The organism is Erwinia sp. Leaf53, assembly GCF_001422605.1.
Taxonomy (GTDB): domain Bacteria; phylum Pseudomonadota; class Gammaproteobacteria; order Enterobacterales; family Enterobacteriaceae; genus Erwinia.
On the sequence record NZ_LMLK01000026.1, the window covers coordinates 81816 to 100014 of the forward strand.

The following is an 18199-nucleotide window of genomic DNA, read 5'->3' on the forward strand; positions in this document are numbered from 1 at the left end:
CGCTGGCGGCGTTCACGCGCCCTGCTTACCGCCTTCGCGATGTTTCCGGCAACCTGCGCGCGTGCTGTCATTCCGCAACCCGAATTAATTTGGGACTGATGATGAGTGATTATTCAAAACGATAGTGGCCGTCTTCTGCCGGGGATAATGACGCGCACTGCAGACCCTGATAGCAGCCCAGGCTGACGGTCAGGGTTTCGCGGTTATCGCTGAGCCTGCCGTTTTTCAGCCCCAGCAGGCCGGTGCGGCCGAGCTGGATACGGCGTGCCTGGCCGAGACGTGGTTCCGGCAGCAGGCTGACCGGTACGGTAAGACGTAATCGTGCGTCGCTGCGATAGCCGAGATAAACGCGCATCAGGGCCAGCAGGTCGGTATGGTGGTGCCCGCCCGGCAGCCAGCCTGCGGCCTCCTGCGGATCTTCCGTCTCCAGCCGGAGCAGGACGCGGCTGCCGGCCTCCTGCGCGGTTCTACCCAGCGTGGCGCGCTGCGACAGCGGCACGCGGCGACCGGGAGCCAGACCGGCACGCCGTTCAATCGGGATTTTTACCGGGTCATGCGGCGTGACGATGGCGCGGGTGTTCGCGGCCAACAGGCTGACCAGCGCGCGGATCCCTTCAGCACCGCGGGTGGGCAGGCGCATGGTGCCCAGTAACGCCAGAAAGCGGGATGACGGGGTGTGAACGTGCTCTGCCGTACCGGGGATCCCCAGCCCCACCAGCCCCAGTAAACACTGTGAGGTTGCATCGCGTCCGCCCGCCTCGAAGGTGGCCGGGTAAGCGTACTTGCGCCAGATGCGGTAGTACTGGGTGGTGATGCGGTGGCTGAAAATATCAAGAAACGCGGTGGTCGCCTCATAGCCTTCCCGGCCCTGGGCGATATCGTCCAGATAAGGACCCGGAAGCGGCGAGTCCACGCCATACATCCCGAGAAAGGTCGTACGTACGGTGGGGGCCAGATCCGGGCGTTCGTCGTCGGTTTCCACCTGCTTCAGTTCGCTGACCGGGAACCCCATGCCCGGCCACGGGCGAAAGCGCACCTGGTCAGTTCCCGGATGGCTGGTTGCCCCCAGCAGTGGTGCCCCCGGTTCTGCCTGCTCCAGCAGCTGGCAGAACCGGTAAAAGTTCACCCGCCAGATATTGCGGCTTAATGCCAGCGTCAGCCCGGTACGTGCTGGCTGTGATTCTCGCTCCATCGCAGTCGTTTCCCTGTTGGTTGTAGTATCAGCGTCAGCTGGTTGAAAAGGTGAATATCGGCGTACAGCGCAAAGAAGCGGTGCAGCATTTCACCGAACAGATTCACGTCGCCCTCACCGGCAAAGTTATCGGCGTTAAGGGTGACTTCAATATCCACGCCGCGCAGCATAAAACCGCGCTCGAAGCGGCGGATAAGCCGGTGCTTCACCGCGACGATCGCCTCCAGACGGCGACGGTTCATTTCATCGTCGCTCCAGTCATACAGCGCCAGCGTGCCGCGCAGTACCTCGGGGTTGTCCATCATGCTGAGGAAGTTAGACCCAAGGTGGCTCATCACCCGCCAGTGGAAGCGATCGCTGGCCGGGGGATAAAGCGGCAGGGTCGGCGCAGAGAGGTTCAGCACCTTAACCGGGATTTTTCCGGCCTTTACCACCCGGTCCAGCAGGCTGCTTTCCAGCGCCTTGCGCGGCAGCTGGCCGTTGGTGCCGGTGATACGCATCGAGAGCGATTCCGGTTTTTCAGCCAGTTTTTCGATCTCAAACGCCCCGCCGCCGAGGATCAGCCAGGTGTCGTAAAGACCGGATCCGCCGCGCCTGACGCGGGTATGGTAATAGCGCTCCGGCGCGTCGTGGCGCATCATGCCGCCCCGGTGGCGGAAGCTGGTAAACGGCACATACCGATGGTTGCCATGCTTCACCGTGCCGCGAATGTCGTCAACGCTGTAAATTTCGGTGTGGCCGTCCTGTACTCGCAGCGGCCGCAGCAGGTATTCATTGTCCAGCGGGTTCAGCGTCAGCGGGTCGGCCTCCAGCGTGAACAGGTTAATCACCGGCGCACAGTGCAGGCGGAAGTTGTCCGTTTCAAACGGCAGGTCAGCCGACCAGGCCTCGCCGAGCACGAAGTCGATTTCAAACCAGCTGCTGGTCGCATTCAGGCCAATGTTGTCCAGCCCGTGCAGCGCCAGAAACATAAACTTCGGCCGGAAGCTGAAGTACTCCAGCAACAGCTGGTAACCGCTGAAGGTCGACTCGCCTTTCGGCCACAGACGATCCTGTTCCTCAAAGCCCATTGGCTTACACCAGCCGTCGAATGCGCGGCGTTCGCCGTGCGTACCGCCGTGGCGGGCCCAGGTGGCATGGACCCCGCGGGTCAGCGCCAGGTGCAGAGCGGAGGCGACCGGGGCATCGGCATTGAGATAAAGGGCGACCTCGTTGAGCCCCGCTTTAGCCCAGTCGACCTTGAGCGGGCACTCAAAACGCAGGCGGATGGCGGAACGGCCGTCCGTTTCGGTGTGCAGGCTGGCGCCCGCCAGATTCAGCGGCTGGAGCGAAATGGCGCGGGTGGAGCGGTACTGACAGGCGGTTTTGTGCGGCCCCAGCGGGCGGGAGAGTATCGGAAACCCCTCTTCCAGCGTCCCGGCCTCGCGCAGGCTGGCCCAGTCGGGAGAAAACTCGACGATCGCCAGCGAGGGGATGGTGCGCATGTAGTGCGGCCACAGCAGACTAACCAGCCCTTCGGTCAGCTCCGGCAGATCGTCGTCGAGCTTTTGACGCATCCGCCCCATCAGGAAGGCAAAGCCTTCAAACAGGCGCTCGACGTAGGGATCGCGCGCCCCGGCTTTATCCAGATTCAGCATGGCTGCACGATCGGGGTGCGCACGGGCAAATTCTTTACCGGCCTCGCGCAGGTAGCGCATTTCGGCCTCGTAATAGCGCAGGGTTAAATCATCCATGTTTGCAGGTCCAGTGAGTTATTAAAGATGTCATCAGCCACAGTTCCCCGAGTCTGAGCCGGTTGCATGCTGGCCCGGCGCAGGAACATCGGGCGCTGCTTATCCGTGATCTGACAACCTGTTTTCTAACGTATCAGGGGCAACGGCCCGTTCGAGAAAAACCTGTTCCGGCAGCCTGAAATTCCGCAGCTGCAGTAACGCCAGCGGGCCTTCGCCCAGCTCGCTACGCAGAATGATCCGCAGTGAATCCCCCCCTGGCGTAGACCACATCAGCTGCGTGCGGCCGCTGTCGATCGGAGCAATCCGCGCCGTCTCCAGCAGGCGAATCAGTCCCCAGTTGCCCTGGTGGCTGGCATATAACTGCATGCCGCTTTTGACGCTGCGCCAGCTTAGCTGTGCCGCGGGATAGTAGGTATTCCCCGGCCAGGCGAAGCGTTGCCAGCTTTCCATCTGGTTGAAATAGTCCAGATTTTGCTCGTCAATCGTCAGCTGAACCCGGGCGATATTGCGTGACGGGCGAGCCATCAGTTCAAAATGCAGACCGGCGTCCCCCTGGGCGAAAACGGTGTCGGCGATATCTGCCAGCTGGTTGATCACCTTCAGAAACTGCGGATTGACCGTCATGCCCTGGCTGGCGGCCGTATTCGCCACCCAGTGGTTCCCTTCCTGATGCAGGATGCCGCCGAGATTGGCTTTCAGAAAGGTGGTGATGCGTCCGGCGTCGCCGCGCAGGAAGCGGGCCAGCAGTGGCAATGAGGCATCGCTACCGGTCGCTTTGAACGGATAGCGCCCGGCAAAGGCGTTATTCCACGGTTCGACGATTGCGCCCTGCCAGCGGGCGTTCAGGCTACCCGCTGCGGGGGCCAGCATCTGACGCCAGGCGAGATCCAGCGGTTGAACAAACAGCGCCTGACCAAAGCCACTCCACTCCTGCCCGAGGCTGGCCGCCATCAGGCTGCCGTAATCGCGGGTATCTGTCAGGTCGATGGCTTTGCCCTGAAACACCGTCTGCGCCAGCATCTGCGACATCGCCTGCGGATCGGGCGCGCTGGTGACCTGTTGCAGCTTGAGGCGGACCAGGGTGACGCGGGCCAGCCAGGACTGAAAGCTCAGGTTACCGTTGCTGCCGGCGCCCTCTTTTCCGGTCATCACGCCGATCAGCGGGCCAAAAACGTCATCAAGCGGGCCGCGCGGCCCCTGCGCCTGGGCGATAAACTGCTTCTCGTTTCTCTGATGACCGATCAGTTTTTTCGCCGAGTCAACGATTGAATCGGCAAGCCGCCCGCTTTTCTCGCCGGTTTTCCCCTGCCACGCGAGGGTGTTCATCAGCGCGACCAGCGGTGACTGGCGCACGTCAGCCACCAGGCTGAGCTGGGCAACGGCTTGCGAGAGGGAGGTCGCTTCATGCCATTGGATGCTGTTCACCATGTTCAGCCAGGCGTTGCCGAAGTCGCTGAAGTAACGCCCGGTCAGGCGCGCCCTGAGCGCTTCCGGCGACATCCCGCTTTCCGGCGGGTGTTTCTTGTCCGACAGCACCCAGTCAATCTCATCGCGGCGGGTTTTCACCACCTCATTAATCGCGTCCTGCACCTGTTCCTGCCACGCCTGACGGGTGAACATGCCCGGCACCACTTCCTGGGTGCTGAACAGCGGGGAAGCATCGGCGTCGCCGGTCATATCGCTCAGCGTTAAGTCCGGCCAGTTGCTGGCAATGCGTTTCAGCATCTCCTGATACAGTCCGGACTCGGCGTTGCGCTGCCCAATCTGTTTCAGCAGGATCTGGCGCACGGTGCTGACCAGCCCCGCCTCCGGCTGGCTTCGCCATTCCGCGTGTGCCGGCAGGTTCTGAGCATAAAAACCCAGCAGTTTCGGGGCCAGTTCCTGCCAGGTGCCGTCCGGCACGCCCTGCCGTTTCGGCCAGACAGTCAGCGCGGTTTTCGCCAGCCATGCCGCATCCGCTTTATCCGGGCGGGACAGCATCAGGTAGACCTTGAGCAGCTGGTAAGCGTGCCGGGTGCCCTGCGATCTGGCCGGGCTGCCGGGCGGCAGCTGCACAAAGGCATCGAGCTGCTGCACAAGCCAGGCGGTAATGGCATCACGCATCAGCAGGGTGTTATTACGCGCGTACAGCGGCCAGAGCGCGGTCAGCGTATCGCCGTCCTGATTCAGCCCGAAACGGGTGTACCAGGGCGCGCCGCGGGACTCCCGATGCTGCAGGCGGGCGATGGCCTGTTGCAGCATCAGCTGGTTGCGCAGGCGTTCCGGCAGCGGCAGTTCGGTACTGGCTGCAAGACGGGCCGTTTCCTGCGCCTGATAAATCTGCGTGCGGTTAACGGCGAGGGACAGCAGCGTCCCGGCGCACCACAGCATCATCAGGAAGAGCAGCAGCAGGCGCAGCGTCTTTAGCCGGTCAAAGGTCAGCTTTCTCGTTGTAACCTGATGGCTGTCTTCCTCCAGCGCCAGCCAGCCTGGGCTGGTCAACCGGACGTGGGCCGCCGTACTCGCCCCTGCCAGTTGCGGAGCGATGATGATGCCGGACAGGCGGTACGGTGCCGGGCCCTGCATCAGGCCGGTTAATAACAGGCTGAGGCGGGCTTTCAGATCCCCGCGCAGGCGTGATGACAGACGTAACAGCCAGTCATGACGGGCCTCGTTCAGCAACTGAACCATGCCCGCGGTGCGCAGGCGCGGCACCAGCGTATCCAGCGATGCCACCGCCTCTTCAGCCGTCGCTCCAGCCCCAAACAGCGAACCCACGGCGGCCAGTTCGCGCCCGTCCTGATCCCCCGCGGCGGGATCGATCAGCCACAGCCAGACCGGAGCCTGCCAGCCCAGCAGTTTGTCAGCCTTCTGACGACAACGGAGGCAGGCATCGCGTTCCGCTTCTGACGGCAGGCTAACCCTGTTAACCACCTGCACGATGCCATCGATCGGACGGTGCGGGCGCAGCTGACGCACGGCCTGCAGGAACGTCTCATCCGGTGATGCTCCTGCATCGCCGCCGTGGATCAGGACAATGCCGTTACTCTCCTGCCAGAGATCGCGGCTGAGACCAGGAACGGCTTTTTCGATATCGTCATCGAGGCCGTGAACCATCAGGATGCGGACTTTGCGCTTCCAGCGGCGATCGTAACGCAGGGTTAGGTGTTCGGTGACTGGCGCAGCGTTGAACGACATGTTGTTGTTTTCATCACGGCTGGCCAGGGTTTCGATTGGGTGAACATCGATCCGCTCCCGTTTTACCCGCCAGTGAAAGTACAGCCCTGACTGACCGGCAAAATCGAAGGCTCTCTCTACCAGCCAGCCAACCAGAAACAGCACGGCGACCATCACGGCACAAAACGTCAGGATACGCTGCTCCTGCCAGGGCCCTAATGCGGTTGCGGAAGCGACCTGTTGTGGAAAGGCGTACAGCAGAAACGTGACTGTCGCGGTCATAAAAAACAGAACGGCGACGGTGGCTCCGATAAGTGTTTTGACTTTAACCCTGGACATTCCCTGTGATTCCTTAGGTGTTTAGTGTTGGGTGATAACCATCACCCATATGTCATCGCGGTCAGCGCCCGGCTGAACGGCGATAACCTGCGGCCCCTGTTGCTCAGTCACGCCGTTAGCGAGCACCACCGCCAGCCATGGTGACGCCCGGCCGGCATAGCCCAGCACGGCGTCGATAGCACGGTTATCTGTGGTCAGGCTGAAGGTAACGCCCTGCTCCTCACAGGCTCTGTTCCAGCCACCGGCCTGACTCAACGCCTTGCCGCTGTACCAGCTTCCGCACAGAGCTCCGGGTTCAGCGTTGGCCCACAGTAGCGCTCGCGTTAACGCGCATCCGAGCGTCTCAGGCGCCCCTTTTTCCGGACGATGCAGGCGCAGAGCTGCCGGAAAAACAGCGGCCGGACGATTACTGAGCACCACCAGCGTGATGGCATCACAATCCCCCTGCTCGGGCCTGGCGGGCAGCGACAGCGTCACCGCCAGTAAAATCCCGGGACGCCCCCACGCCTGATCCAGCCAGCCATCGAGAGCGTCCATTCCGCTGCCGTTAAGCGGGCGGATATGTCGGCCGGTCACCTCTGCAAGGCCTTCTGCCAGCTTCGCTTTCACCTGGGCATAAAGATCGTCGTCACAGTCAAGCATCAGCCAGCAGGGGATATCCCCTGGCAGAGTTTTAACGATTTCCCACGCCCGATCCGCGAGCCAGCTGATGGCGGTCATGAGCCGATCGGAGAAATTTTCCTGCAGCTCCGGCAATGCCGCATATCTGACCGGGGAGCTGCCTCCCCGTGGCAGAGCCAGGTCGAACATCGGGGTAGTCCTGGACCAGGATTCGAGCAAAGCAGCAGGCGTGCTGGCTGCCGGGGTCTGAATATGGCAGCCAAGGATCCAGGCACATCGCTGGCCACGACGGATTTCGTTGTCAATCAGCTTCTCACGCTCCACATTTCTTGCTTCGGCAGCGACCTGCCCGGCTTTATAGGCAAAGCGCCGCAGGGAGAAAATCAGGCCCCAGAGACAAAACGGCAGGCCCAGCGCGGTAAACCAGAACACGAATCCGCTGCGTTCCGACGCCCAGCTATGCAGTACTAAAGCTATTCCGCCCATTATCATCAGCGCCAGCAACAGCAGCCAGCGGCGGGTATCGGGGCGGGGAACCGGCGGGGCCGGATCCGGGATGGCATCCAGGCAGACAGGCATCGTCAGCCAACCTTTGCCGCAGCAAATGAACTGATCAGGGTGCAACCACAGCCGCACCGATGGCCGTGGAAGGCTACCGGAATCCCATGATCGAGGTAGTCAGGATTTCCCTCGATAATGGTGGTGGGACCATGCCCCTTAAGCGGGCAGGAAACCGTGTCGCCCTTGCGGGCCACTTCAACCCCGCCAAATTTCATGGTTGCGGAACCGCTCATGACTGACCCGCCGTGGGTTGTTCTGTCGCCTTTACGGATAATAGGTTGCATGTGATGTTGCCTCTTTTTGAAGTTGCTGGATTTGATAGTAGATACGCAGATATGCACCCTCAGCTACGGGCGCATGTTTGTGACAATTAACGATTACTCTTCACGATCTCCGCCAGGGAGGGAGATAGGTTACTGCCAAATTTAAAATCATCACTTCCGAAAAGCCCCGCACAGGCACTAATCGAAAAACTAATAACGGGGATTACAGCATGCTTTTTTAAATATTTAACACTCCTTAGATTTACTTGATGCAGGAGGAAGACCCGGACGCTCCATTTTTTGTAAATCAACAAATAGAAACTAAATTAGAAAAAAACCGAAACACAACAATCCTTTTTAAAAAAACCTACAAAAAATCAACTTCTATGGTAAAAATTTATCAGCATTCATATCACTACCTACATCAATCACACAACGACCTGAATCAAGATTTGTAAATATTTCATTCTTGAATTCATATGCAGAATTAGCACATCGGATGATGCCTGCCTTTTTTTTAGGGCGGTTCTGTCCCGACACCCTTATCATTGAACTGTTTGGATAGAATTCTGCAAAAAACAAATCAGGCAATGGTGTACCATTATCAATGGTCAAAAAATACTTGGTGTTGTCATTAAACATTGGCAATTCTGAGACAACCCTTCCAGACAGTTTATCCAATACCCATCCGCACACCCACCCTTTATTGCCACATTCTTGTGGCAGTTCGCCATTTTTGCTGATAGCTACCCTATAGTGTCCAGAGAAGTTAACGGGTTTAATTAGTTCGCTCTGAACGTAATTTTTCCATTTTTTAGAATAATGTTTCTCGGTATCAGAGAGTCTTATTCTATCTGAAAATCCGCCCAAAAACTCCCTTACATGGAAATCTGAAAACTTATATTTAACATCTCTCTCCGCAACTGTGGCGAAAGAAATGACCAACAAAAAAAAGGGCACTTTCTTAATTTTTTTCATCTTTAGACTCCTTTAGTACTCGAACCATTTCTTCAGGACTGATATGCGATTTGTTCACACCATCACCTGAATAGAAGGAAACACCTTCACTGAGCGCCCTACGTTGTACTCCTATTCTCTTTTTGTTTTTATCAAGTTTGTAGGTGCCATCTTCATTTTTTTCGAACTCTTTATTAGATCGACTTATCAGCCTTCCCTTTCTAACGCCCGCTGATGCAAACTCTTTCGCCCAGTCATAGATGGCATCCTCGATATCACCATCCCCTTCGAGATAGTTTATGAGTGCTGGGCGTTTTATTTTAATGAGGTAGCCCTCAAAAATTCTATCTTGCATATCTTCGTCGTAAAAAGAGTCAACATCCAAATCAAGCTCCCTTATGGCAGCTCGCAAAGTTTCAGGAATAATCTGAAACCTACCTGTTGCGAATAATCCGCTTGCTGAATTATCATCCTGAGAATCCCTTACTTGCCTGATCGTCATTAAAGTTAATCCTGTTTTGTAGTGTGGTGCATAGGTGATATGTACGTTGTAAGCCGTGTAATCATTTTTAGATTCAACACCCCCAAGGAAATAACCAAATTTACTGTGCGCCCATCCCCGCTTTCTCTCTTTGAGCAATGCACCAAGAAACATCACCGGATGCATATGCCACAGCGAAGGTCCAAGCCTCTCCGTCGTAACTTCCTGCATCCACGCCATTTTATCCAGAAACTCCTCGCTGTATCTGTGCCAGCTCAGATCGTCTTTTTTCAGCGGCGCAAGAAACGTCTGCCAGATGGCATCACCTTTTTTGTGGTACCAGTCGCTCGGATGCTTAACGATAGTTTTCAGCACCACGTCCCGGTATGAGGGATTGTGCAGGGCGCTAAGGTATTCCAGCGGCGAATAATCTTTTTCGCCGCTGTCGATCTTATACAGCAGTCGCTGGTAGTTATACGGAACCAGCGCATGGCTGACGCGGGTATCATCCTTTGCAGCATTCAATAACGCCTGAAACAGGTTGCGGACCAGGCCCTGTGGCTGTTTTTTCCCGTTCAGGTAGTCAAAACTCTCCGGCTCTGATATTTCCGTCCTGAACCCCAGTTTTGCCAGGTCATACTGAGATAACAGCTCCGGCCCGCCTTCTCCCTTCGGAAGATAGCCATTTTCCGCAGCAAGCCGCCAGTACTCCTGCCCGGATCCGCTGTCGGCCTCTGCCGATACGCCGTCCAGTCTCAGAATGCCCGTCCGGGCCGTCGACCTGCCGTCCTTAGCGAAGGTGCCGGTTTTGATGTCTTTACCGTACAACGTCATATCCGGTGAATATTTCAGCCAGAGAGGGTCTTTTCCGCCTGCTTTATCCGGATTAGTCAGGAATGCCGGCAGATTATCATCCATGCTGATGCACTCAATATGGACCTGATAACGCGCCTCATATCCATAGTCTTTCGCCGCCTGAAAATATCCCAGATGGCCGACCGAATCCCCGGCGCTGATGGCAAAAGGATCCGGGCAGACAACCTGGTCAAACTTCATCACTTCTCTGGCAGGGGGTAACAGCGCCCGCCACCAGCAAGGCTGAGTGGCACCTGCGTTAAGCGGGGAGATATTGTTCTTATCCACCAGTATCCAGTACCGCTGACCGGGCGTCAGCGAGGACTTAGCGCCCCGTTTTTGTGCCTCCTCGCCGAGTCCTCTGAAGGTGACCAGTCCGTATCCACGATGGTTCCAGGCCGTTGCATGCAGGTTAGTGTCGGTCTGATCCCACTCAACAATCGCCCCTTTGGGAAGCGTTCCCCTGCGCCAGGTGTTCCTGGCGGTGGCGTTATCCGAACCGGCCACCATCACCCATTCCGGATCCCAGGCTGCCAGCCTGTCCTGTACCACCCAGAGTGTTTCTTGCTGCGGGCTTTCATAGGCAGAATAAGGCGCAAGATGCATATACAGCGTGTAGAAATGCAGCCCGCTTTTTTCTGATTCTCCCGGCTGAATGTAATGCCGAACCAGCACAAAAGAGCCGGAACAGTGTAGCGGCCCGCCACTCCACTTAATCTGCATATAGTCTTTACAGATACGGTAGGCCACGACGTCACCATCGACCATGCAGCGTACGGCGCGTTCACCTTTATAAGCGAGCGGGAAGTCCGTTTTTTCAGACGCGGCCTTACCGCTCAGGGCACACCAGGGCGTTGTTGCATGGGTAATATGTATACCGCCGTGCCACATGCCGTTACGACCAATCATATACAGCCCGGTAGATTCCCCGGCCAGATGGGCAAGGATCTCTTCCTGCCGGGTAAACTCCTGACCGCTCCTTTTCGCTATGGGGTAACATATTTTCTTGTTACCTCTATTGTTTACGGGTATGTCCATTGTCGTTGCTCCATGCGGGGTGCGATAAATACCCGATGCCATCAGGCTTAGGTTTAGTCATTGAATGCTTTACTGATGATCCTTCTCTTTTCACTACTATCACTCAGGTCAAATTCAGGGGTCTTAACGGGCATATCCGCCCCCTTTCCCGTCACCAGGTATTCCGACGCCTTAACGATAAACTCCCCCCGTGAGCCGTGCTCAATACCGTTCTCACTCAGCCTCAGGTACGAGCCACCGCCGTTCAGCGTCAGGGTCTCCGGCGTGCTGATGATGATTTCGCCGTCGTTGCTGGTAATCGTGACCTGCTGCTTTGCGAACAGCGCCATGGCGTTGTGCTGCGCCTGTATCTCAACGTCGCCCTGGTTCGCGACCAGCTTCGCGCCGGCCTTGTGGACGAACAGCCCCAGCGCCTTTTCCACCGTCACGGAGAGGTTGTTCATCGCGCCGACGTCCAGGTGCTTCCCGGCGTTGACCATCGTGTTGCGCGCGCTGGCCAGCTGCAGGTGTTCGCCCGAGGTCAGCGCCACGCCACGTGGCGCGCTGCCCAGCAGCACCGCCGAGCGCAGCTCTTCGATGCGCTCGTTCACCAGGCTCAGCTGGGTGCGGATGTCCGACGCCAGCGCCCCGGCCGCCTTCGCCGCGCCGTTCAGCGCCTCCATCTGCGCGTTGGCCTGCTTTATCCGCCCAACCGCCGGCGCCATCTCCAGCACCTCGCCCTGCGCCTTCGGCTGCGGCTCCGCCGTCAGGAACAGCCCCTTAGCCGCGCGCACCGCGCCGTACTCATCGGTGCGCAGCTCAAAACCGGCGCCGCGCCGCGCGTTCTCCCCGTCGACCAGGTGCCCCATGCCGAGCTGGGTTTTGCCGTACTCGGTGGTGAGATGGATATGCTCTTTCTGGCGTAAATCCTCCATGCGCAGCTCGTTGTTCGCCGGCGTACGCCAGATATTGCGCGTGTGGTTGTCGCGGGTGACCGGGTCCGGGTGCGCCGAATCGTGCAGGGCATAAGCAATGTACGGCCGGTCCGGGTCGCCGCCGTCGAACGCCACGGCCACCTCGGTGCCGTCCGTCAGCGGGGCGTGCCAGCCGTACGTGTCCCCCGCGTAAGGTTTCGCCAGCCGCAGCCACAGGTACGCATAGCCCTGCTCCGTGCCGTTGCGGTCAACGTCCAGCCTGACGCGGTAGCGCCCCTGGTCGTCCAGCCAGGCATAAATATCGCCCTTCCCGCTGCTTTCCACCCGCGCGGGCAGCGCGCCGGCAATCAGCGGGCGGTTAATCCGCGCCGGGCGGTAGCAGACCCGTTCGCCGTAGGGGATGCCGTCAAAGCGCTGCGCAAAGCTGCTGTTGCGAGAACCGCTGCTGCGCACCCGGGTGATAACGATGCCGTCCCGGGCGACGGCGGGCAGGCCGCGGTCGGTTTCCAGCACCTGGCCGGGGGCAAGCCGCGGGCTGGTGGAGCGCCCGCTGACGCGGTGCTGGCCGTTGAGGATGCGCTCATGGCGCAGGCGGGCGTAAAAGGCCCCGCTTTCCGGGTCGTCGGGGTCGCCCGCGGACGCGAACGGCTCCGCGTAGTGGTAAACCTCACCGGTGTTGATGCCGTCCGCGCTGCGGAGGCTCTCGCGGCTGTCCTGCGGGGCCAGCGCTTCGCGGTAGTTATAGTCGCGGGTCGCCACGCCGCCGCTCACCACCCGGGAGGCGGTGCGGATGTCCCAGACGCTCTCCTGTCCGGCGTCGCTCATCCCCGAACCCGCCGGATTGCGCAGCGGCAGGGTGACGCCGAACTGATAGTGCGCCTGCGCGTCCTGGAAAATCACCACCTCCTGTTCAAGGCGTTCGTCCATCTCAAAACGCCAGAAGATGCCCACCTCCGCCAGCAGGCGCTGCACGAACGTCAGGTCCGTCTCCCGCCACTGGGTAATCAGCTCGCGCGTTGGGTAGTCGCGCGACAGGCGAAATTCAACGTCCGCCCCCGCCAGCCCGTGCCTGCGCAACACCTCGTCCACCACATCGGTGACCGACCGGTTAAGGTAAATTTCGCTGCTCCTGGTGTGCGCCAGCAGCGCGATGCGCGGCACCAGGCGCAGGGCGTAGCGGGACTCGTCGGGCGAGGTGGAGAGGCGGCAGAACGACTGCACCACGCCGTAGACCGTGCGCAGCGGGGTGGCCGGTGCGCCGGTAAACGCCGGCACCTGAAAGGTGAATGACGCCGGTTTGTTCAGCAGCGTGGCGCAGTCGATATCCGGCGCGCTACAGGTAACGACGACGCGGTAAAGCCAGACCTCGCTCAGGGCCTCTTCCGCGCGGAAGTTCAGCACGTCAAGAAAGTGCGGGCAGCCGTGTACGTCCATGCGGTAGCGGGACTGGTTCAGCAGGATGCCGACGGCGGTCAGGGCGGTTTGGGGTTCCATATCGTGTTCTCTTCTCCGTTGCGAATCAGGTTCAGGCACGCTACCGCCCATCGCTGTAAACCCGAGCGCATCAGGTCAAAAGACAGGCAGATTGTTATGTTTGCTGAACCGCCGGCCGCCGGCGGCTCAGCAAACAAAACGGCAGGCGGCGAACCGCCTGTTGAGGGCTGTATTACGCGTCACCTGCACGGTGCACGGACGGAAATTGCCACCAGTTACTTCTCCTTGTGTGGTGCGATCCCGCGTTCGGATACTGATGCGGGTGGCGTTGCTGGGGCCTGACAGGCATCCGCCTGCGGCACCAGGCTGATTTCGACCCGGCGGTTGAGCGCGCGCCCGTCCGGGGTATCGTTGGTTGCGATCGGGCGCGTGGCCCCGTAGCCCTGTACGGCAAAGCAGCCTGGCGGGACGTCACTGGTTGATAACATCCAGTCGCGAAGCGCTTCGGCACGCCTGAGCGACAGCTGCTGGTTGGCCTGCGCGTTGCCGTTGCTGTCGGTGTGCCCGGCTACCACAATCAGCCAGCCGGGGCGGGCCTTAATATCCGCCAGTGCGTTAACCAGCATCTTCAGTGACCCGGGCTTAAGCAGCGATTTACCCGTGTCAAACAGCGACAGGCTGTCGAGGCGCACGACCCTCGGGGGCACGTCCGTAACCGGCGTTGAAGGCGCGTTGGATGGAGGAGGAAGCCAGCTGTCAATCGCCTGCTGCAGCGCCAGCCACAGGCGCTGCCCGGGATAAAGCCCCAGCGCATAGCTCAGGGGTTCCCCCTGGCGCTGCCAGCGTTCCAGCAGCAGCGCGTCCTGCTTAAGGGAGGCCAGCGCCCGTGCTTTCGGCACGTAGTGATCCATCGGAATGGCGTGCCAGCGTGCCAGGCTAATGCCGATCCGCTGGATAAGGTCGCGGTTGTTGCTGAGCGAGAAGCCGATAGCGGCCAGCGCACAGAACAGCAGGATCCACACCGTCCTGCGCGCGCCTTCCCCGCCCTGCGCCGGCGACGTGAAGGGGGTGAGTATCGGCAGCAGCGCATCGGCAAACCGTTGGCCGTGTTCAGAATGAACAACGGCAGGGGGTAAACGGAGGCCGGTACGGGCGAACAGGCGCCGGGACCACAGTGAGTCGCCTTCTCCCCCCGCGGCCCCCACACGCAACACCACCGCAAAGGGGTAAAGCGGCGGGCAAAGACGGTCCGCGGTGGTCAGTTCATCGACGATCACCTCACGGATAAAGCCAAATGCCTGGCTCAGTACCGGCAGCCTGCTGAGGTTATCAGCCGCCTGCTGCCACTCCTCAAAGGCAAGCATCGGCTCATCTGCCGGGCAAGCCATTGCCTGGCGGCCACGTACGAGCATCCACGGCGTGTCAGGGCCGGAAAACTGGCCGTTCAGCACCACCGGCAGGTCAAATCCAGTCAGGGCATGCAGCTTACTGATGTGCTGACGCAGGGTTTTGACCGAGGCGCGCAGCACGCCTTCATCCTGATGACCGTCCGGCAGGCAGGCATACATCACACAGAGTTGCCCGACACGCTGCGGCTGCTGTGACCGGACGGCGCGGACAACATCCGTCAGCGTGCTGACGTCGCCCACGCTAATCCAGCAGCCCTGCGCGGTGTGGCGTACTGGCTGGTCAGGAAATAACGCATCGAGACCATCACCACAGACCAGGACAATCGGCCCCTGCGTATCTGATAGCGACAGCGCGTTGACCGGCAGGTCTTCCTCTGAGGCGGCCGGTCGACGGCAGCACAACCACAGCATCCGGCCTGCCATCCCCATAATCACCAGCGTGCACAGCACGCTGACCCACAACGCGGCCGGAACGAAATACCACAGTAGCCACAGCAGCGCGGTACTGCCTGCCAGAACCTGTAACACGCCAGAGATGACGGCTGATTTACGCATTAACGTCGCAGCTCCGTTAACTGAGAAGAGAGCAACGTCTGCAGCCAGTGATGACCACCCAGCCATACCAGCCCGGTAAGTAGCACAGCAAATCCAATCCAGAACCCGACGGAGCGCAGCAGACTGTAACGACGTCTCCCTGGGCGGTGTACCAGCAGAGACAGGCCCGCATTCGGCGCAGGAACCCGTTCGCTGAGGGCGCTGAACGTGTCATCACGCTGTGTCTGGCTAACGGTTTTTACGCTGAAAAGTCCCTGAAAACCCAGAGCAAGGATGCGGTGATAACACACCAGTACCGCATCACTGGGGGCGGGCTGACGCAACACGTCGGCGATGCGATCCCAGACAGCTTCTCCGGCATGGAGGGAGCCAAAATACGTCGCCTGCAGAGGGGCCGTGCGCCAGGCGCGCTGCCCCTCGTCCGGGACGGCATCCTCCCCCGCCTCGACATTTTTCGGCTTACGGCTCATGACGGTTTCGTCCAGCAGTGCGCACTGGGCATAGGTGATATGTCCGATGCTGGCCTCGTCGTAACCGGCGTTTTGTAACGCCTTGCGGGCGTTATCAACCTGGCGGCAGCAGTTCTGGTAGAGCGCGTTTCCGTCTGGTATCACCGCTCCCTGGCGCAATAGCGCCACCGTCAGCCAGGTGTCTTCCATTAGTTGATCGATATCGATATCTGTTCTCATGAACGCATCACCGCAAATAATTCAAGCTCGAGTGCGCCGAGCAGCGAAGGCACGTAGAACATGCATACGCCCTGTTCCTGCATGCTGCTGGCCGCCGCACTTGCCATATCCAGCGCGAAATAGTGGTTCTCAAGACGCACCGGTAACGCGGCGGGAACCCGACTGACGGCAATCAGCGGGATCCCCTTCAGCGACACGCTGTAGATGGTGTTAACATCGTCCGGTGAACCGGCTTTACACATATCAGGGAAGCGTTCGGCAATCTGCCATGCCGGAATATCTGACCGCACGGAGAGGTACAGATCCGCTTCCTCACGCAGGCGGAGGTCATGCAGCGAGGCTTTCCAGGTTTGTGGATCAGGCCGCGACATCGGTAGCGCAATCACCCGTGATGGCAGGCTGGCCTCCAGCAGGCCGGCGATCAGTTCGAACAGCGGCGGGAAAGTTCTAGCCGGCTCGGCATGGTCATAACCGGGTATGGCGTCCAGGTCGTGATCGAGCGAGAAGGTCAGCATGCTGCCGGCCAGACGTGCCAGCTCGGCCCACACCTGCTCAGGGTGGCGCGCCGGGAAACGCTCGTATTCGGTCAGTATCCTGGCGTGGGAGTTCAGGGCGTTGAGCAGCCAGAACAGCGACACGTCCGCCACGGCGAAGTCGGCCAGACGCTCATTACTTTCGCGGCGCATCGACATCAGCCGCTGACGGCGGGAGCGCAGCTGGCGGTTCAGTAACATAAGACGCTCGCGCAATGAGGAACTGGCAGAGAACAGCGCCAGCGGGGCGATAAATTCCGGGTCCTGCCGCCAGCCGGTCTGGCCGTCACGGATCAGGCGGGCAACCGGGCAGGTCTGCCATTCATCATTGTTTTCATGGCCGAAGCGCAACGCCAGCTCATGGCGGGCTACCGCCATCGACTCCTCTTCCGGGCCGAAAGCATCGGCCACGGTGACCCACTCTTCGCGGTAGCGCAAAGGCCGTTCAGCCGCAGATGCTGCTCTCTTTACGTTAGTGATTCCCGGCTGCATCAGCGGCAGGGCCAGCAGGACGGTTAGCGCATCCTGCCCGGCCATTGCCCCCGGTTCGCGGGGTTCAGGGGGCAGATCGCTGCTGAGCGTATCGACCAGCGTGCCGTCGGGTAGCCATAGCCGCAGATGCCGTACCTGGATCAGGCCGGATGACAGCAGGCCCTCATCCAGCTCGACGTTTTCCGTCCCCCACGGGAACGGCGATGTCAGCGATGACACCCCTGCACTGCGGAAAGACTCCCATTCGCACTGTTGCTGAAACTGTTGTGGAGACAACAGCGTTCCCTCACTCCATAACGGGCGATAAATTTTCATGGTCATACGTTCATTTCGCGGAAAAGTCGGCTGAGGTTCGTTTCGCGATTGTTGCCAGCCAGGGTAAGAGCAGTGAAGAGGTTTAACGATGGGGGCAACCCCACCGGCAGGTTGTGCGGATGGGTTATGTCATGGTTGGCACAGGCTTTACGGCCCATTATTTGATAAGTATTACTCATAGTTACTCCTGTAAAAATGGGCATGGAAAGCGGGCGTTAAACACACTTTCCTTATGTGTACAGGGGTAACTATATCTCAGCCTTTTTTACGTAATCAAAGGGGCTGATTGTAAAATGTGATCTGATTTATATAGGAATTTTCCAATTATTACTGTTAACAGCTTGAATGAACTGGTTATTATTAAGACAAAATTTATTTTTTAGGATCGATGAAGATTGTTCATAAAAAAGAGAATAAAGTGATATTACCGCATGATATGATCAAAAATAATTAATGGTTCTATTAACGCAATCTCTTTAATACGCACAGGTCTGGCCGTAATGCTTTCACCAGCGGCGACCGCCGCCGCCTCATTGGCAGAAGCGCTTCGGACGTTTCGACATTGATGGCTTTCCATCATCAAAGCCGTTTCCGCCCCCCGCTGCGCTGTCTATAGTGAAATATCGCCGCCGCGCAACGGCGCGTACCCGTTGATTACCCTA

12 protein-coding genes are annotated in these 18199 nt (G+C 59.2%); all 12 read right to left on the reverse strand.

The features are described from left to right. Positions 1-109: 109 nt before the first annotated feature. Complete coding sequence (gene tssG / locus ASF13_RS21210; protein ID WP_056241396.1) at positions 110-1192, reverse strand: type VI secretion system baseplate subunit TssG; 1083 nt, start codon at positions 1190-1192, stop codon at positions 110-112. Continuing rightward, on the reverse strand, positions 1156-2925 hold the full coding sequence (gene tssF / locus ASF13_RS21215) for a type VI secretion system baseplate subunit TssF (protein WP_056241401.1): 1770 nt from the start codon (positions 2923-2925) through the stop codon (positions 1156-1158). The genes tssG and tssF overlap by 37 nt, the downstream gene beginning before the upstream one ends. Before the next feature lie 99 nt (positions 2926-3024). Next, positions 3025-6420, reverse strand: coding sequence for an ImcF-related family protein (locus ASF13_RS21220; RefSeq protein WP_056241405.1), 3396 nt, complete (start codon positions 6418-6420; stop codon positions 3025-3027). 21 nt (positions 6421-6441) lie between these two features. Beyond that, positions 6442-7620 carry a hypothetical protein gene (locus ASF13_RS21225; RefSeq protein ID WP_056241408.1) on the reverse strand — a complete coding sequence of 393 codons (1179 nt, stop codon included), beginning with the start codon at positions 7618-7620 and terminating at the stop codon, positions 6442-6444. Positions 7621-7622: 2 nt separating this feature from the next. Next, positions 7623-7886, reverse strand: coding sequence for a PAAR domain-containing protein (locus ASF13_RS23860; RefSeq protein WP_072166468.1), 264 nt, complete (start codon positions 7884-7886; stop codon positions 7623-7625). Between the two features lie 363 nt (positions 7887-8249). After that, positions 8250-8843, reverse strand: a complete 594-nt coding sequence (locus ASF13_RS24545) for a hypothetical protein (RefSeq protein WP_156365636.1) — start codon at positions 8841-8843, stop codon at positions 8250-8252. Then, the gene (locus tag ASF13_RS21230; RefSeq protein ID WP_056241412.1) at positions 8830-11196 is read right to left on the reverse strand and encodes a hypothetical protein; all 2367 of its coding nucleotides are present in this window, start codon (positions 11194-11196) and stop codon (positions 8830-8832) included. Before ASF13_RS21230 ends, ASF13_RS24545 begins: the two co-directional genes overlap by 14 nt. A gap of 53 nt (positions 11197-11249) precedes the next feature. Beyond that, positions 11250-13604: a type VI secretion system Vgr family protein gene (locus tag ASF13_RS21235; protein WP_056241415.1), complete on the reverse strand. Its 2355-nt coding sequence runs from the start codon at positions 13602-13604 to the stop codon at positions 11250-11252. Positions 13605-13819: 215 nt separating this feature from the next. After that, on the reverse strand, positions 13820-15508 hold the full coding sequence (locus ASF13_RS21240; protein ID WP_056241419.1) for an OmpA family protein: 1689 nt from the start codon (positions 15506-15508) through the stop codon (positions 13820-13822). After that, the gene (gene tssL, locus ASF13_RS21245) at positions 15508-16197 is read right to left on the reverse strand and encodes a type VI secretion system protein TssL, short form (RefSeq protein WP_056241422.1); all 690 of its coding nucleotides are present in this window, start codon (positions 16195-16197) and stop codon (positions 15508-15510) included. Before tssL ends, ASF13_RS21240 begins: the two co-directional genes overlap by 1 nt. Then, complete coding sequence (gene tssK, locus ASF13_RS21250; protein WP_056241424.1) at positions 16194-17537, reverse strand: type VI secretion system baseplate subunit TssK; 1344 nt, start codon at positions 17535-17537, stop codon at positions 16194-16196. Before tssK ends, tssL begins: the two co-directional genes overlap by 4 nt. A 2-nt stretch (positions 17538-17539) precedes the next feature. Next, complete coding sequence (locus ASF13_RS24550) at positions 17540-17716, reverse strand: hypothetical protein (RefSeq protein WP_156365637.1); 177 nt, start codon at positions 17714-17716, stop codon at positions 17540-17542. Positions 17717-18199: the final 483 nt, after the last annotated feature.

What these genes read in the sequence shown, in the direction of transcription:
- ASF13_RS23860 (WP_072166468.1), bottom strand. Translation starts at nt 7,886, where the DNA reads ATGCAACCTATTATCCGTAAAGGCGACAGAACAACCCACGGCGGGTCA.
- tssK (WP_056241424.1), bottom strand. Translation starts at nt 17,537, where the DNA reads ATGAAAATTTATCGCCCGTTATGGAGTGAGGGAACGCTGTTGTCTCCA.
- ASF13_RS21240 (WP_056241419.1), bottom strand. Translation starts at nt 15,508, where the DNA reads ATGCGTAAATCAGCCGTCATCTCTGGCGTGTTACAGGTTCTGGCAGGC.
- tssF (WP_056241401.1), bottom strand. Translation starts at nt 2,925, where the DNA reads ATGGATGATTTAACCCTGCGCTATTACGAGGCCGAAATGCGCTACCTG.
- ASF13_RS21220 (WP_056241405.1), bottom strand. Translation starts at nt 6,420, where the DNA reads ATGTCCAGGGTTAAAGTCAAAACACTTATCGGAGCCACCGTCGCCGTT.
- ASF13_RS21225 (WP_056241408.1), bottom strand. Translation starts at nt 7,620, where the DNA reads ATGCCTGTCTGCCTGGATGCCATCCCGGATCCGGCCCCGCCGGTTCCC.
- ASF13_RS24550 (WP_156365637.1), bottom strand. Translation starts at nt 17,716, where the DNA reads ATGAGTAATACTTATCAAATAATGGGCCGTAAAGCCTGTGCCAACCAT.
- tssL (WP_056241422.1), bottom strand. Translation starts at nt 16,197, where the DNA reads ATGAGAACAGATATCGATATCGATCAACTAATGGAAGACACCTGGCTG.
- ASF13_RS21235 (WP_056241415.1), bottom strand. Translation starts at nt 13,604, where the DNA reads ATGGAACCCCAAACCGCCCTGACCGCCGTCGGCATCCTGCTGAACCAG.
- ASF13_RS21230 (WP_056241412.1), bottom strand. Translation starts at nt 11,196, where the DNA reads ATGGACATACCCGTAAACAATAGAGGTAACAAGAAAATATGTTACCCC.
- tssG (WP_056241396.1), bottom strand. Translation starts at nt 1,192, where the DNA reads ATGGAGCGAGAATCACAGCCAGCACGTACCGGGCTGACGCTGGCATTA.
- ASF13_RS24545 (WP_156365636.1), bottom strand. Translation starts at nt 8,843, where the DNA reads ATGAAAAAAATTAAGAAAGTGCCCTTTTTTTTGTTGGTCATTTCTTTC.